At 48.6% G+C, this 16575-nt stretch carries 15 protein-coding genes; 4 read left to right on the plus strand and 11 right to left on the minus strand.

What is annotated here, in order from left to right; all coding sequences use genetic code 11:
• Positions 1-62 precede the first annotated feature (62 nt).
• The 4 genes from NG833_RS21995 to NG833_RS22010 all read right to left on the minus strand — a co-directional run bounded on the left by NG833_RS21995 (position 63) and on the right by NG833_RS22010 (position 5847).
• Entirely contained in the window at positions 63-689 is a 627-nt protein-coding gene (locus tag NG833_RS21995; protein WP_254567418.1) for a hypothetical protein, read from the minus strand.
• 725 nt (positions 690-1414) lie between these two features.
• Complete coding sequence (locus tag NG833_RS22000) at positions 1415-3151, minus strand: ATP-binding protein (protein ID WP_254567419.1); 1737 nt, start codon at positions 3149-3151, stop codon at positions 1415-1417.
• 381 nt (positions 3152-3532) lie between these two features.
• On the minus strand, positions 3533-4336 hold the full coding sequence (locus tag NG833_RS22005) for a glutathione S-transferase family protein (RefSeq protein WP_254567420.1): 804 nt from the start codon (positions 4334-4336) through the stop codon (positions 3533-3535).
• A gap of 356 nt (positions 4337-4692) precedes the next feature.
• Positions 4693-5847: a DUF4336 domain-containing protein gene (locus NG833_RS22010; RefSeq protein ID WP_254567431.1), complete on the minus strand. Its 1155-nt coding sequence runs from the start codon at positions 5845-5847 to the stop codon at positions 4693-4695.
• A 616-nt stretch (positions 5848-6463) separates the two neighbouring features.
• Between NG833_RS22010 and NG833_RS22015 the strand changes: the two genes are divergently transcribed.
• Both NG833_RS22015 and NG833_RS22020 read left to right on the plus strand, forming a co-directional pair.
• Positions 6464-7219 carry a gamma-glutamyl-gamma-aminobutyrate hydrolase family protein gene (locus tag NG833_RS22015; RefSeq protein ID WP_254567421.1) on the plus strand — a complete coding sequence of 252 codons (756 nt, stop codon included), beginning with the start codon at positions 6464-6466 and terminating at the stop codon, positions 7217-7219.
• Positions 7220-7329: 110 nt separating this feature from the next.
• Positions 7330-7818, plus strand: coding sequence for an ester cyclase (locus NG833_RS22020; RefSeq protein WP_254567422.1), 489 nt, complete (start codon positions 7330-7332; stop codon positions 7816-7818).
• Between the two features lie 52 nt (positions 7819-7870).
• Here the strand turns inward: NG833_RS22020 and NG833_RS22025 are convergent, their stop codons facing one another.
• The 4 genes from NG833_RS22025 to NG833_RS22040 all read right to left on the minus strand — a co-directional run bounded on the left by NG833_RS22025 (position 7871) and on the right by NG833_RS22040 (position 11833).
• Positions 7871-8935 (minus strand): tetratricopeptide repeat protein, encoded by a 1065-nt coding sequence (locus NG833_RS22025; RefSeq protein WP_254567423.1) that lies wholly within the window; start codon positions 8933-8935, stop codon positions 7871-7873.
• A 634-nt stretch (positions 8936-9569) separates the two neighbouring features.
• Complete coding sequence (gene purQ / locus NG833_RS22030; RefSeq protein WP_254567424.1) at positions 9570-10271, minus strand: phosphoribosylformylglycinamidine synthase subunit PurQ; 702 nt, start codon at positions 10269-10271, stop codon at positions 9570-9572.
• Between the two features lie 4 nt (positions 10272-10275).
• Positions 10276-10560 carry a phosphoribosylformylglycinamidine synthase subunit PurS gene (purS, locus tag NG833_RS22035; RefSeq protein ID WP_015150774.1) on the minus strand — a complete coding sequence of 95 codons (285 nt, stop codon included), beginning with the start codon at positions 10558-10560 and terminating at the stop codon, positions 10276-10278.
• 100 nt (positions 10561-10660) lie between these two features.
• Positions 10661-11833: a transposase gene (locus NG833_RS22040; RefSeq protein ID WP_254567425.1), complete on the minus strand. Its 1173-nt coding sequence runs from the start codon at positions 11831-11833 to the stop codon at positions 10661-10663.
• A 262-nt stretch (positions 11834-12095) separates the two neighbouring features.
• Between NG833_RS22040 and NG833_RS22045 the strand changes: the two genes are divergently transcribed.
• Positions 12096-12497, plus strand: a complete 402-nt coding sequence (locus NG833_RS22045; protein WP_254567426.1) for a Fur family transcriptional regulator — start codon at positions 12096-12098, stop codon at positions 12495-12497.
• Between the two features lie 158 nt (positions 12498-12655).
• Here the strand turns inward: NG833_RS22045 and NG833_RS22050 are convergent, their stop codons facing one another.
• The 3 genes from NG833_RS22050 to NG833_RS22060 form a co-directional block, all read right to left on the minus strand.
• Positions 12656-13609 (minus strand): SPFH domain-containing protein, encoded by a 954-nt coding sequence (locus tag NG833_RS22050; protein ID WP_254567427.1) that lies wholly within the window; start codon positions 13607-13609, stop codon positions 12656-12658.
• Between the two features lie 104 nt (positions 13610-13713).
• Complete coding sequence (locus tag NG833_RS22055) at positions 13714-14187, minus strand: NfeD family protein (protein WP_254567428.1); 474 nt, start codon at positions 14185-14187, stop codon at positions 13714-13716.
• Between the two features lie 17 nt (positions 14188-14204).
• Positions 14205-14441, minus strand: a complete 237-nt coding sequence (locus tag NG833_RS22060; RefSeq protein ID WP_254567429.1) for a hypothetical protein — start codon at positions 14439-14441, stop codon at positions 14205-14207.
• Positions 14442-14463: 22 nt separating this feature from the next.
• Between NG833_RS22060 and NG833_RS22065 the strand changes: the two genes are divergently transcribed.
• Positions 14464-16380 (plus strand): protein phosphatase 2C domain-containing protein, encoded by a 1917-nt coding sequence (locus tag NG833_RS22065; protein WP_254567430.1) that lies wholly within the window; start codon positions 14464-14466, stop codon positions 16378-16380.
• The last annotated feature ends 195 nt before the right edge of the window (positions 16381-16575 follow it).

Consider the following 16575-nt stretch of genomic DNA (forward strand, 5'->3'; position numbering starts at 1 on the left):
GGGACAGTTAGCTTCCTACGATATCGACACCCAGTCGGGTGTCGGTTTTTTCGTTCCTGGGATTATTGCGGCCAAACTTGTTCCTGATAATTTTCTTTACAGACATTCAAAATCCGTTGATCATTCTCGCTCACGGTAGAGATGGATTGCAATCCTTCTAAGCGCACGATATTATCTCGGGCTGGATTTTGGGCAGAGGCGATCGGGGAATGTTCAATTCCCACTGCGTAAGAATACTCAGTATCCTCGTAACTATCCACAATCGTCAGGGCTAACTGTTGGGGTTCCACGGTCCCATATAAGCAATCAAACGATGAACTGGGCATATAAAATGCACCAATCAGTTGAGTAGAACGGACCTCAAAAATGAGATAGGCTCGTCCCAGTTGGTCCGGTTCAGAAGTTTCCCCATAGAGATAAACCCCATCGGGTAAATTGTTGGTTCTCGTCACCGCTGCCGCATCCGCAACCCAAGCAGCAGAAGGACCGGATTGTGCGCTCACCGCTACCGGATTGGCCACTGCCGCGAGATTTCCCCCGCCAAAGAGAGAGTATGCTGTGGCTACTAAAGTGCAGACGCTTCCAGCAGCCCAGAGATTCAATGCGGATAGGCATTGAGACCCTAGGGTTTGGGTCGATGGGTTCTGCTGAGTTTCTGAAATAGTCGAGCAAAAAATTTTATTAAGCACCCTACATTCCCCCCTAAATACTGAAATTTAAAACTGTGATTTTTTTTGAGAAAAGAAAAGAATTGTTATTTCTTACTGAGTAGATCCAGCACCGCATTCCTGGATTACGGAATTGGTTTATAATTGTTTACAATCTTCGGAAGTGCCTTCATTTCTATAGTAATCAGGCATCTGCCCCGTGACTATCCCTCTCTAGGAAGATGAGTCATCTTAAACTTGATGAAATCGCCAGAACCGATTGATTCGACAGTTCTAATTGAGTTAGGATTGCCAAAACACGACAAAAATGCCCGGTTTGACGGTTCTAAATACAGCGGTGAAATTGAGGAGTGAGAAGCTAAGTTATAAGAATCAGTGTAGACCGGAACGAGTCACGAGTCCAGAACCTACGGCAAAGCGATCGCAAAACTTAACAGACTCTGGCGATCGGGCGTTTGCCAACAGGGGTCATCCCCTCAGCGATTCAGTTGAAAGCAAGGTATCTGTCGGAGTAAATGCTTGCGCCCCAGGGGCGTATGCAATACGCCCCTACATTGACGGGGCTACTCCAGGACAAGAAACCGGGTTTCTCGGCCAGATTGGTTGCTAATTATCACCATCTGGGTTAAGAAACCCGGTTTCTAACCAATGGGATAACGACGCCCTAGTAAAGGCGCTTAATCTGGCAGCGGAATCAGAAGGAACCTAAAGAGATTATCCTCGGACACTCTCTCACCTGCACCCTTTTAAAACCCTAAATCCAATTTAGCTGATTCGGCAGCGGTTAATAGTAAATCAGTTTCCATGCCTTCCCAATCCATATCGCCGACTTCTTGATAGAATTTGGCATCATAAGCACGGGTTTGGACCACCACGGGCATGGGAACGGCATGACCGAGGACGAGGGCTTGTTGCTTGGAATCTAGCTTGGAGAGAACGGATTTGAGATTTTGTCCTCCAGAAACGCCGGTGAAAATGGCATCAATATCTTTTTCATCATTGAGTAACGCGGTGATGCGGGTGCCGATTTGGGACATGACTTCGTTATCAATTCCCGAGGGCCGTTGATCCACGACGAGGAGGGTGACAAAGTATTTCCGCATTTCTCGGGCGATCGTGCCAAAGATGGTTTGGCGGACGGTGGCGCTGTCTAGGAAACGGTGGGCTTCTTCGATGGTAATTACCAATTGTCTGGGCCGATCGCTGGGGTTTTTGGTTTGTAAAAATATCTCGGATTTTTCCACATAAGCCCGATGAATCCGCCTACTCAAGACATTGGTCACTAACATATAAGAGAGCATATTCGACTGAGACCCAAACTCAATGACTAAATGTTTACCGGCATTCAGTTTGTCCAAAATCTGCTTCACATAATTTTGCGGGCAGCTATTCCGGATATACTTGAGTTCGTCTAACAGTCCGAGTTTGCGCTGTAATGCCATGATTGAGGCTTTATTCCCGCGCTTTTCATCGCAAAACATTTGGATGTCTTCATTACTCATGGCTAGGAGTTGGGTAATCCAAGTCGTGCCAAATTCATTGCGGAGAATAATTGCATTTTCGATACTGGCTTCGGAGAGGTTTAACTCCCGTGAGACTAACCGGATATCTTCGACTTCGATTTGGTCATAGGCGAGATACAATTCTTGAGCATCGCGGACTCCGCGTCGGCGGGTGGATTCGGGGTCGAGGGTGTAGACTTCGACTTCGTTGGGGAAGAGTTGCCGTAAGCCTTTGACGGTACTAAATTGTTTGCCTTCGGTGGCAGCTTCCCAGCCATATTCCGAGTGCATATCAAAGATCAGATTCACGGCAGCTTGTTTGCGGATGATGCCGGAGAGGAGGAGGCGGGTGAGGAAGGATTTGCCGGTGCCGGATTTGCCAAATACGCCGTTACTGCGTTCGACGAAGCGATCGAGGTCGATGCAAACGGGAACATTCATATCTAGGGGTTGACCGATCGCAAAGTTGCGGCGATGGGGGTCATCTTCCCAACCAAAGACAAGGCGAAAATCCCTCTCACTGGCATCGTGAACTTGGGAAAAGTGGCTAGGAATGGTTTTAACCGGCCTTAACTGCATTTCTCCCGTGGTATTGGCTTGATAAGAGGCCAATCCGTTAGTTTTCAGTCCGTTATTGGCGGAGGTTTTGAGCAGAGAATTCGGACTCCATCCCCCTTCGTCTGCTTCTGGGGTGAGCATTAACATGGGGGAGAGTTCGATTTTTCCATAAGTGCTGCTGCCTGCGAGCACTTCCTGCATGAAGGTATCTTCCGGGTGGGGAGGATTGATGGAAATCCGCTCGTTGGTGGTTCCTAAACAGACATCGGTGAGTAAACAGAAGAAATGCGATCGCACCCCTCGGACGACTAAAAATTTTCCGACTCGCATCTCTTCGACGGAGACATCGGGATGTAATTTGACTTCTAAACCTTTACTCAGAGAACCTTGGATAACAGAACCTAATGGGCGATCGGAATTCATAGGGCAATTTTTATAAAGGGAAAGGGAAAGGGAAAGGGAAAGGAAATGCTGCTATTTCAACACCTTGATGAAAAATTCTACATGATTTTGTCTTGTCAAGGTTAGCTTACGGTTAATCTTTTAAAAAAAAATAGCACAGAATTTATGCAGCCTCCCCTAGAAACCCATAAAAAAAGTATGTATGCTTTGAGTAATTGTAGGGTGGGCACTGCCCACCTTACTTACGGTGGGCAGTGCCCACCCTACAATTGCTTGTCAAGGTTAGTTTACGGTTCATCCTGAAAAAAAATAGCACAGAATTTATGCAGATTCCCCTAGAAACCCATAAAAAAAGTATGTATGCTTTGAGCGCATACATACTTTTTTGACCGGAGTTATCGCTTATTCTATCTCAATGGAGGTCGGTTTTTGACCTGTACCAATAGGAGTAGCAGGGGCGTAGGGTAAGGGTTTGCGGAATTCGGCATAGAGGCGATCGCGCCAGGTGAAAAAGGGTTCATACAGGGGATGGTCCGCAATTCCCGCCACGCCTTTGCCACGCAATTTTTCGGGAATATCCAGATAAGGTCCGGCAGGGAATTTGAGCAGGATGGATAATCCAGCTACGGCTAAATCCGCTAGGGTCGGCTGATTGCCGGTTAAATAGGGACGATCTTGCAAAATCAAGCAGAGGGCTTCTAAATCTTGTTTGATGGCGTCCTCAGCGGATTTTACGGCATCTGGGGAGGCACCGAGACCCGAACCGAGGGTTCTCAGGAGGTCCGATGGCACCGCTTCAATCAGATTTCTGAGGAAATCCGGGGTACTCGACGGCAGGAGTGCACTGCGGAAACTTTGATCCTGACTGATTCCCTGAAACAGGACGACTCGGCTTTTGGTGCCAATGGATTCATCCGCCCATTCTTCCATCATCAGGCACAATCCTCGTTCTGTGGGGTCGGTGGGGAGAATCGGGCGATCGGGATATTTTTCGTCTAAGTATTTGGCGATTTTGGTGGAATCGGCAATTACGGTACTGCCATCTTTGAGGATGGGGACTTGGGATTGCCCGGAAAGTTGGTAGACTTCGATCTGTCCAACCCCTGGGGTGACTTCCACTTTGCGGTACTCTAATCCTTTGTAATCCAGGATGAGTCTGACTTTTTCGCTGTATTGCGACAGTTCAAATTGATATAACTCTAGCATGAGACGGTCCTCTGGTTGTGTTGTTGTCCCTCTCAAGTGTATTAAAATTTTTACAATTCTTCATGAAGTTTTTTGACGAATAGGGGCAGAAGCGGATTTTCTGGCGATCGAACGTTAACAATTTCGGCGTCTGAGGGAACTCTCTCTTGAGGTAGATGACAGAGACGGATCGTCCTTTCAACTTGGAATACAGGACTTATGCAAATTTTGAGAATCCAACCCTGTAGAGGCGATTCGCGAATCGCCTCTACATTTAGGGGTTTATGTTAAATATTGCGTAGGTTCTGACATATTGTCGATGCGATCGCCCGGATCGGCAATCTGTTACCAGCGGGCGGAATTCTGTCCGAGGAAAATTATACTCTATCCTGACGAGGGGGTGTAATTCGCCAGCGATCGAGGAGTTCGTCGATGGTTCGCAAGGTGGCAAAATCGCGATCGCTCAAAGATGAACTCTCCCCCGTAGTCTCGTTACTTCCCCCCGATGGCTGTTCTAAAAAATTAAACGCCTGCCGAAATGCTTGGGGACCGACATCCAGGGGCGAGTCTAAGTGACAGGGAACAATCCGTTCAAACTGCCAACGGGCAACGGTATCAGCCCAAGTGAGAGTTTCCTGGGGGGCGCGGTTGAGAATCAAGGTTTGCAGGATGGGGGCGACAAACAGTCTGCCATCGGCGCGCAGGAGGTTAAAGGATTGTTTCCAGTCCGGTTGCCAGTCGAAGGGGAAGATGCCAAAATAGGCTTTTTTGGAGCGATCGCTGACGTGGCGCGCCAGTTGAAACGCTTGTCTGAGTTTCAGGGTATTTAATGTGCTAGGGCGGAAATAAAATGCAAACAGACAAATTCGCTGCCATCCTTGACGACGATTAGCGGGAGTATCTTCCCGAACATCAGCAGCATTATCCCGCGCATGAAACAGCAGGGGATAAGGGTCAAGTTCCACGACTGCCGGGGGGTCTTCGGGGATAGATAGCACAGAATCCGTGACTAACAGCGATCGCGATGATCTATGGAAAAACGCCACTTCCCCAAATCGTCCCAATCCTAAATCAATTGGGCCCAGAATTTCATAATCAAACTCATCGGCAAAGGGGGCTTTGCTACTATCTTGGGGTAACACTTGGGTGCGTCGTTGCGGCAACCCTAACCAACTCAAAGGCAAATTGAGGGGAAAACTCCATTGAGAGGGCGCTACAAACACCTGCGCCAGGGGAAAACGGCGCGCAAACGGACCGACAAATACCTTATGTTCCAGTCCGGAAACCGTGGGTAGGATAATATATTTAACCGGACCATGTTGAGACTCTAATGCCTGAACTTGCCTCACACATTCCGGCGTTGGGGCGATCGGTGCATAGACCAATAATCCCCCCCGTTCCAATTTGACCACCGTCATGCGAATGGGAACTACGACATAGAGAATGCCCTGAATCTGCTCAAAAGTCCAGAGGGTATCTTTGACCACTTCTTGACAGAGGGTGCGTCTTCTGCCATAAGGGTACAGCGGCATCGCCAACCAAAAGGGCCATGACAGGTCCCTGGGTTGGAGACTCGGACTAAGGGGTGCTGAATCAGTTACGCTTTCCAATGTTTTCAGTGTGATTATCCCTAGAGGTTGACTGGACCAGATGAGCAAGGCGATCGCATATAATTGAGTTTACCAAACCCTTTGCCAAACTGACTGCAAGGAGAGAGAATCTCCACAGCCTGTCTCAATCATTTTATAGAGCAATTGTAGGGTGGGCAATGCCCACCTCACTGACGGTGGGCATTGCCCACCCTACTCTTCTACTTCAACTCAAAGATGCTAATCATGACGCTTTAATTTTTTTTCCGACTCATGGCGATCGCCTGCTTTTTTTTGGGTACACTACAAAAATAGATGGATCAACTATCCCCAGTTGATATGCTCGCCCCCGCCCCTCCCATTGATGTCAATCCAGAACTCCTGGGTTGAAAATAGGAGACCCAACGGGTTTCTGGTTGTGGCAAGCGAATCACGAGGAGAAGAATGGACTGTTTATTCCATTGGATTAAATTGCAATTTTTTATACTGCTTTTTTACTTAAAACGGTGAAGATAAAAGGAGATTCTTTCATACCCTCCTACGTTGCTACTCTCCTGTTATGACTAAATCTCTGAAAGCACCTCTGATTGGCATTAGCACTTATGGCAGAAACGGAGTCACCGCTTTTTCCCTTGCCGCAAGTTACGTTGATGCAGTCCGCGCCGCAGGTGGCATTCCGGTACTGTTACCCCCGGGAGAACCGAATCCGGCGGAAGTTTTGGAACGGATCGATGGGTTGATTTTATCAGGGGGTGGGGATATTGACCCGAGTGCCTATCAGGGGTCGTCTCATCCTTGTATTTATAATATTGACTCAGAACGGGATGAATTTGAACTCACATTAACGCGGTTGTGCCTGGAAAAAGATCTGCCATTTTTGGGGATTTGTCGCGGCATGGAGGTGGCGATCGTTGCCTGTGGGGGAACTTTGGTGACTCATGTTCCCGATGAGTATGGGATGCAGGTTCAGCATCGGTTAGTCCCGGCACCGGGTCATCTTTATCCGGCAAAGCATACCGTGAGAATTCTGTCCAGCAGTCGCTTAGGTGGGATTATTGGAAAAATGGAGATTGAGGTGGTATCCTGGCATCATCAAGCGGTGAGAAATTTAGCACCGGGTTGGCGGGTGGTGGCGGAGTCGGTGGGGGATTATGTGATTGAGGCGGTGGAACATCAGCACTGTTCTTTTGCGATCGCCGTGCAGTGGCATCCCGAATTGTCTCCGGAGGATATCTCTCATCAGCGGATTTTTCAGGCGTTGGTGAAGGCAGCAGGAACAAGGAAAGTGGTGTCGATTCAGGATGCGATCGCCTAAAAATTCAAGTCCGGAACACCACACCCAGGAATTTTGATAAAATTAACCGGACTTGATAGGATTAGGTTCCCCTCATCAGGGAAGGTTGACCAATTTTAGGCGATAAATCCATGAAGAATACATCTTTATCTTCCGTCACTCCTAACCCCAACTTAGTAGAAATTTGGGAAGCTCATCAAGCGGCTGAATTTTTCAACCTAGATGTTCAAGCAGCCTTGAAAACCATGACCGAGGATGCCTATGTCAATCTAGTTCCTCTCTCTACGATTGCCTCGGGTAAAGCAGAAATTGAAAAATTTTATGCCAACTACTTCATCGGAAAATTACCCCCTGATACTCAGGGAAAATTAATATCTCGCACCGTGGGTGAAACGCAAATTGTCGATGAGCAATCCTTTTCTTTTACCCACTCACAGGATATTTTTGTTCTGCCCAATATTCCAATTACGCACAAAAAAATTGAAATGTTAATCGTGATTGTGGTCGGATTTCGGGATGGCAAAATAGCCTATGAACGACTGTATTGGGATCGCGCCTCTTTACTAGAACAAGTGGGGTGGCTGGCTCCGTCATACATTCCCGCATTTGAGTTGAAGTAAGGAAATTTCACCCGTTCAAAAGGACGCGGTATTGCCGCGTCCTTTGGGTGAATTAATTGGCTTGTTGTTGGGCTTGGGTGAGATTATATTGCGCTGGGGCGTAATTGGGGGAGAGTTCGATCGCCCGTTGGAATTGCTCGATCGCCTCTGCAATGTTGCCTTGTTGCTTCAGAGTTAGCCCCAAGCCATTATGGGCTAAAGTATGAGCACTGGCTGGATTTGCCGGTCGATCCGGTAAAGCTAAAGCACGGCGATAGGTGGCAATTGCCTCGTCGAGGTTGCCCTGTTCGCGATATACTGCGGCTAATCCATTATACGCTGTAGCCAGATTCGGTGAGATAGCGATCGCCCGTTCATAAGCAGCAGTCGCTTCCTCTAACTGGTTCTGCCGTCGCAACATCACCCCCAAATTATTATGCACCTCGGCGAGATTGGGATTGATATTCAGCGCTTGCCGATAAGCGGCGATCGCCTCGTCTACTTTATCCTGACGCGCTAAAGCTAACCCCAAATTCAGATGTGCCTCCGCATCATTGGCATTCAGCCCGATCGCCGTCCGATAAGCGGCGATCGCCTCCTCTAACTTATTCTGCCGCACCAGCAAATTGGCAATTTTCACCTGCGCTTCCGCATCATTCGGATCAAGTTCGACTGCGCGCCGATACGCCGCAACTGCCTCATCTCCTCGCTTCACCGCAGTGAGGGCAAACCCTAAATTAAAATAAGTCTGAGCTTGATCCGGATTCAGACGTAATGCTTGCTGATAAGCGGCGATCGCCTCCTCATGTTGTTGGCGATCGGTGTAGGCATTTCCCAAATTATTATACGCACTGGCATTATTCGGATCCAATGCCAACGCTTGCCGATACTGGGCGATCGCCTCCTCCACCTTATCCTGATAAAATAAGGATAACCCTAACCAAATATGAGCCGCTGAATTATTGGCATCCATCGTCACAATCTGACGCCAAATCTGTTCCGCTTGGGCATAATTTCCCGCCGTAAATGCAGTATTGCCCTGTTGCGAAAGTTCTTCAATAGATTGTCCAACGGCTAACTGAGGTGTTATCATCACAGACAACGCTAACACCCATCCCATTAACTTAGGTGACCTCACGATCTCCCTCCCTTCTTTAGTCTGAACAACTGGGTTTTCCTGGGTTCGTTTCACGATTGAATCAGTTGTGAATTCGTTTCCCCGTAACCATGACGTTTATAATTCTATTTTTTCGCCCGTTCCAAATGCACCCCCTTCCCCATTCCTGTCTCGGGGAAATTCAATCCTAGCTTATCGCAATTGAGGTCCCATTTCCATTGGTAGCATTCGGGGAATTGTTTTTCTAATTGAACGCATCAATATAATAGACAAGTAGGGTGGGCACTGCCCACCGTAATTCAGGTGGGCAGTGCCCACCCTACTTGTCTACTTGTCTAACTGGCCCAGATTTAGCACGAGTTGCTCCAAATTTTCACAAAAAACCCGTTTTCTGACCGATACAGTACCGACATGACACCCGAAAAAAAAGACCTAACCGCTGTAAGCACACTTCCGGTCCCCTCCCCTTGGCAAGGGGAGGGTTAGGGTGGGGTCCACTCCCCGGGAATTTTCAAAGGTTTAATCCTTTACCCCATGAGGATTTCAAGCAAATCCGGGTATCAAAGGTCGTTGTGTTGCTGAATGGGTAGACCCCACCCAACCCTCCCCTTGCCAAGGGGAGGGCTCAGAGAACCCCTTAGCTCACTCCAAAGCGTTATCGGACTGCTGCGATCGCCGCATTCAAAACACTTTCAAACAATTTCATCCCATCCGTATCTCCCAACATCGGGTCCGATGCCCGTTCCGGATGGGGCATCATCCCCAGGACATTCCCTCGGGAATTACAGATTCCGGCAATCTGATTTAAGGACCCATTGGGATTACTGTCTGAGTTACTCTCCCCTTGGGGACTGCAATAGCGAAACACCACCTGTCCATTGTCTTCCAGTTGGGCGAGAGTATCCGCATCGGCATAGTAGCGGCCCTCCCCGTGGGCGATCGGCAGGGTGATGATTTCCCCGGATTGGTAGTTGGAAGTCCAAGGCAGACGGGTATTTTCCACCTTCATCGGGACGCGATCGCAGATAAAGTGCAAGTCGCGATTTCTAATTAAGGCCCCAGGTAGCAGTCCCGCTTCGGTTAAGACTTGGAACCCATTACAAATTCCCAGGACTAATTTACCCTGTTCGGCGTGTTTGATGATTTCCGCCATGACAGGGGAAAATTGCGCGATCGCCCCACAGCGTAAATAATCGCCGTAGCTAAACCCTCCGGGTAACACCACCACATCCAAATCCGAGATATCCGTCTCCTGATGCCAGACTAACCGAGTAGGGCAGTCGAGCAATCCTTGGGTGACATACGCCACATCGCGATCGCAATTGGAACCGGGAAAGACTACAACTCCAAATTTCACCGTATTATGCCCCCGCTTTCATCATGGTTGCTACTTCAACTAACTCAAACCGATAGTTCTCAATCACCGGATTGGCTAAAAGTTGGTCACAAATGCGATCGAGTTGTTTCGTTGCTGCTTCCGGGGATTCCGAAGTAATCGTCAATTCCACATATTTGCCAATGCGGACCCCTTCCACATTGCGATCGCCCATTTTTTGCAGTCCCGACTCCACAGCAGTTCCTGCCGGATCCAAAACCGAAGGCCGCAGAGTAACATAGATATGAGCCTGATATTTCTTTAAAGTCACAACAATCCGCCCTAACTTCTGGTGATAATGCCATTAGATGCCACAGCATCTTTTATTGTGAACTACCGAACGGTGAATCAGAGATTACACCGTCGGCTTCCTACCCAACAGATTGCGAAAGAGTGGATTTCTTGCGTCCTCTACTATCTCGTCTTACACCTGGGCGGTAGGCGAACTCCCCGGTCCCCGAGGATAAAATCCGCAGTCCTTCATCTCTGATGTTCTTAGCCGCGTTTATGTCTCTATCGTGCTTCGTTTGACATTTTTCACACTGCCAAAACCTCATATCAAGGGTCAGGCTGCTTACTTGATTGAGGCAAACATTGCAGGTTTTTGAGCTAGGAAAGAAGCGGTCTACCTCAAGGTAAACTTTCCCTTCTTGCTCTGCTTTGTACTTCAGCATGGTACAGAACTGACCCCATCCAACCTGACTGATTGCTTTAGCGAGACAGTGGTTTCTGACCAGGTTCCTAACTGCTAGATTTTCTACCACTATGACTTGGTTTTCGTCTACCATCCTGCGCGACAGTTTGTGGTGGAAATCTGACCTGCATCGAGATATTTTGTTGTGTACCCCGGCTACCTGCTTACGGGTTTTGTTGCGGTTGTTAGAGCCTTTCTGTCTTCTGGATAGCCGCTTCTGTTTGGTTCTTAGATTTTTCTCATGTTTAGCTAACCAACGGGGGTTGTCAAACTTAGACCCATCGGAGGTGATAGCAAAATGAGTCAACCCTAAATCAATACCTACCGCTTTACCTTCAGTCGTTTTTTCGGGGATATCTTCCCCATCATCGACTAGGACAGAGGCAAAGTATTGGCATGAGGCATTCATCGACACCGTAACGGTTCTGATTGCCCCTTCAATAGGTCTGTGTAGTCTGGCATGAACAATTCCCATCTTGGGAAATTTGATGCCATCTTCTACAATAGAGACATTCTGAGGATAACTAATGGATTGGTTACGGTGCTTTGACTTGAATTGAGGATAAGCCGCCCTCCCTTCAAAAAAGTTGATAAAAGCCCTAGACAAATTTAGGGCCACCACCTGTAAGCATTGGGAATAAGGCTCTCTCATCCATTCATATTCTTTCTTGAGATTGGTTATCTCCTTCTGAATGGCAAAGCGACCCAGACCCTTCCCTGTAGCTTTGTAGGTTTCGTTGGTAAGATTGAGAGCGTAGTTCCATGCGAATCTACAGCAACCAAAACTCTGAGCAAGGTGTTGTCTTTGCTCGGAGGTTGGATAAATTCTGTACTTGTTCGCTCTCAGCATTACCGTAAAAATAATTTGCGATAATATTATAGCATGACAATCCCACTGATTGTCAATTTTCAGGGCATCGACCCCTTTAATTGACTTGAGGGGTCCATGTATCCCGACCCTGACCATTCTGGTACAGCGCGGGACTTAGAACCCCTCAAACTCCCCAGTAGTTAATCCCCAAACTGACACCCGGGCTTTTTTCAAACCCTCAACCTCGTCTAACTTCAGAAATGTAGGCCAGACGAACCCATGTAGATGTTAATCTAATCCCATGACAGTCAAACGCACCCGGTCTCAAGAACGTATTCTCAATTTCCTCAAAACCCTCAACGATTCCATTTCAGCGCAGGATATTTATGTCGAGTTGCGCCATCGTAACCAAAGCGTCAGTCTTGCCACCGTCTATCGCGCCTTGGAAGCGTTGAAGTTGGAAGGAGTCGTCCAGGTGCGGACCTTGGCAAATGGCGAGTCCCTTTATAGTTGCCTCAAACAGGACCGGCACCACCTGACTTGTTTACAATGTGGCATCTCCATCCCCCTCGATGAATGTCCGGTTCATCAGTTAGAAGTGGAACTACAAAAGGCTCACGGATTTAAAATATTTTACCATACCTTAGAGTTTTTTGGACTTTGCAATAAATGTCATCTATTGCAACAAAATGGCGGGGTTTAAATTGAACTCTTGGGGATAACGACTGAAGTCGTTACTACAAACATGGAAATTTAACTTCTTAGTTCGTAGTAACGACTTCAGTCGTTCTCTTTCTTAGTTCGTAGTAACGACTTCAGTCGTTCTCTTTCTTAGTTCGTAGTAACGACTTCAGTCGTTCCTTACCGTTCTTGGTCGCTAACAATCGATCGCATTCCTTCCAAGGTAGCTGGAATCGTGCGCGGGTCCATAAACATCACTTTACTGCTCTCACTCGCGCCAATTTTTAATCCCATTTCCATATATTGTTGAGCGACTAAAAACTGTAAAGATTCGCGAGCATTTGGGTCAGTTTTGAGAGTTTTCGCGATAATTTGCAGGGCTTCTGCGGTTGCTTGCGCTTTCAAAACTTGCTCTTGGCGGACTGCTTGCGCTTTCAAAACAATGGTCTTTTGTTGCGCTTCTGCATCAAGAATGACTGCTTTTTGACGCGCTTCCGCATCTAAAACCTGCGCCTCTGCTTTGCCTCGGGCATTATTAACGGCTGACTCTCTTTCCCCTTCAGAGGTTAAAATTGCCGCCCGTTTGCGACGTTCCGCTGCCATCTGCAATTCCATCGAATCTTGCACCGCTTTAGAGGGGACGATATCCCGCAATTCTACCCGGGTAACTTTCACACCCCAGGGGTCCGTAGAAACATCTAATTCTCGCAATAAAATCTCATTAATTTCGGACCGGGCGGTAAAGGTTTGGTCCAGTTCCAGCTTACCCATTTCTGAGCGAATTTGAGTTAAAACTAGGTTCACCATTGCCGACTGGAGATTCTCTACTTTATAGTAGGCTTTTTCCATGTCCATAATCCGCCAGTAGACCACTGCATCCACACTAATCGAAACATTATCCCGAGTAATACATTGTTGGGGGGGGATGTCTAAGACTTTTTCCCGAATCGTTCCTTTGTAAACAACTTTGTCCAGAAAGGGGGTGAGTAATCGCAGTCCCGGTTCTAACTTTCTGCCGTTATATTTTCCCAGGGTTTCAACCAAGGCTTCATTGCCTTGATTGATAATTTTGACACTACCGGCTAGGGCAGAACCCCCAAGGGCCAAAAATATAATAAAGATGAATTGTTCCACCGTAAACCTCCAAGTTAAAGTTGAAGCTGGTTTAAATTGAAAACATCAAAGCAGGGGTAAAGGTAACCATCAAGTTCACCCAATCACCTTGGAATCAAGTAAGTTTATGAATGCAACAGATGCTCGGGAATAACAATCAAAGTATTCCCTTGGCGTCCGACGACAAAGACAGGTTGATGGGGGGCGATCGCCTGTTCGGGATCCGAACATTTAGCCCGCCAAGAGTTCCCATCGTAGATCACCCGTCCTGCCTCTCCTGGAGGAATTGCCGTTAAGGTTTGCGCCTCCTCTGCTTGCGCGAGGGACTTGGGAACTTTTTGTTTAGCTAAAAACCGCCTAGACAGCACAATAAAGGCTGCCGAGAGTGCCACCCATAACACCACCTGAATGAAAAAATTCGGGATAAATAGAGACAGTCCGGCCACAATTAAAGCACTGACTCCGGGCAAAAACTCCACAAAGGCAGTGGGGAGAACCAGTTCCATCCCACAGAGAATGATGCCAACTGCTAACCATAAGACTGCTGGATTAAGCTGGCTGAAAAACAGGAGAATGGCAGAGATAGGGTCAAGTGCCATAGCGTTTTCTTCCAAGGTTAAGATAGATTACGAGATTGTCTTCCGGTCGCGATCGCCGATTGGACTAGGTTCGGGATAAAATTAATGGGGTCTTCCTCGCCAATCCACCGACCCCGGGTCCATCCAGTCCCTAAAATCTTCCGATTGGCGTTCCCCGACTGGCGGCACTGTAGCTGTCGAGGCTGTTTGGAGTAGCTACAACCAGTGTAGGCTGGCTTTGGACCGATCGCCAGGAACGATCGCCTTCTTTTCATACTGTCATTGCACGCAGAGATTATGAGCAGTTCTGAGCCACTCTATTGTCCGAATCCAACCTGTACCCAGCCCGAAAACCCCGTGGGAAATCGGTTCTGTGATGCTTGTCAAACTCCCTTGCTGTATCGCTACTTGTGGGCGGTGGGTTCCGCAGCAGCCGGGTATCCCATTGGCGAACTCATCGGCGATCGCTACCTTGTGGTCAGTCCCCAAATTTGGCTCGATACTCAACCCGCCTTGGCCCCCTTCGTTCCAGAGACATTACCCGAGGCGATTCTAGCCTACCTTAAATTATATCCCCATCGCCTTCATATCCCCGAGGTCTACGGGTTTTGTCCCCTCGGGGAAGGACCCAACGCCGCCAATCTGTTATTACTCGATAATGTCCCCGTCGATGGCAACACCGCCACTCTTTACCCGGGAATGTTGGAACTTTGGCCCCAGACTCCCCCAGTCCGCCAAGTCTATTGGTTATGGCAAATTCTGGAACTCTGGACCCCCTTACTCGAACTGGGCGTTGCTTCTAGCTTACTCAAAGCTGATAATATCCGGGTTCAGGGATCGCGAATTTGGTTGCGAGAACTCTATGGCGATGCCAGTTTAATTACCCAACCGGATTTACAAGATTTAGGCTATCACTGGTTAACTTGGGCGGGAAAAGTGGTCGCCCCAGTAGGCGATCGCCTCCAAGACATTGGCAAACAAATGCGCCGTCCCAATGCCGACATCAAGGCAGTCGCCCCCCAAGTCAACCAACTCCTCCTCGAACTCACCGCCCAACTCCCCCTCCGTCTGCGCGTCGCCGGAATCAGCGACTCAGGACCCAATCGCCACCATAACGAAGATTCCTGCTATCCCACCCTCAACGACATCGCCCAAATTGATAAACCCCATACCCATCCCCTCCTCAATCACTTCTCCGTAGTCTGTGATGGCGTCGGAGGACATGAAGGGGGGGAAGTCGCCAGTCAACTGGCCGTCCAAGCCCTCAAACTGCCCCTCCAAGCCCTGATGCGGGAAATTGCCGAAGAACCGGGCCTCGCCATGCCCGAAGTCGTCAGCGAACAATTAGAAGCCATTCTGCGCGTCGTCAACAACACGATCGCCGCCCAAAATGACAAACAAGGACGGGCTTCCCGACAGCGCATGGGGACCACCCTAGTCATGACCCTGCAACTCCCCCAAAAAGTCACCACCCCCAGTGGTAAAGAATTTGCCAACGCCCATGAACTCTATGTCGTTCAGATTGGCGACAGTCGCGCCTACTGGATTACTCCCAACTATTGTCAACAACTCACCGTAGATGATGACGTCGCCTCCCGAGAGGTCCGCCTCGGTCGCGCCCCTTATTCCCAATCCGTGCGAAGACGGGACGGAGGGGCACTCACCCAAGCCCTCGGCACCCGGGAAGGGGACTTATTGCGGCCCCAAATTCAACGGTTTCTCCTAGAAGAAGATGGGTTGCTGCTCCTCTGTTCCGACGGATTGAGCGATAACGATCGCGTAGAGCAATTTTGGTCCGATTGCGCCCATGATCTGTTTAGCGGGGCAATTTCCGTCGAAACAGCGGCCCAATGGTGGGTAGACCTTGCCAATGAAAAGAACGGCCATGATAACGTTTCCGTCGTCCTCAGCTATTGCCGCATCTCCCCGGAAAAACTGGTCCTATTCGACCCCAATCAACCCCCCCCCACGGGAGTATTCGAGGAGGAACTTTCCGATGCTTCCAAAGCCCTCCTTTATGAAGATGAAGACCCCTCAGAAGGTCCTCGCCCCAGGTCCAGAGGCGATCGCACCGGATTAACTCTAGCCCAAACCATCGCCCTCCTAGTCGCCGTCACCCTGATCGGTGCCGTTGTCGGATTTGCCGCCTGGTGGCAAATCGACTCAGGAGGATTCACCCAACTGCGTGAAAGAATTTTCCAACAACAAGAGTAAATCTCCCCATGTCAGTTGTCAGTTGTCAGTTGTCAGTTGTCAGTTGTCAGTTGTCAGTTGTCAGTTGTCAGTTGTCATTTGTCAGTTGTCAGTTGTCATTTGTCATTTGTTAAGGGACCAAGGACCAATCACCAAGGACCAATCACCAAGGACCAATCACCAAGGACCAATCACCAAGGACCACCCACCAAGGAC

The sequence above is a fragment of the Oscillatoria sp. HE19RPO genome (genome assembly GCF_024220515.1).
Lineage (GTDB): Bacteria > Cyanobacteriota > Cyanobacteriia > Cyanobacteriales > Laspinemataceae > Laspinema.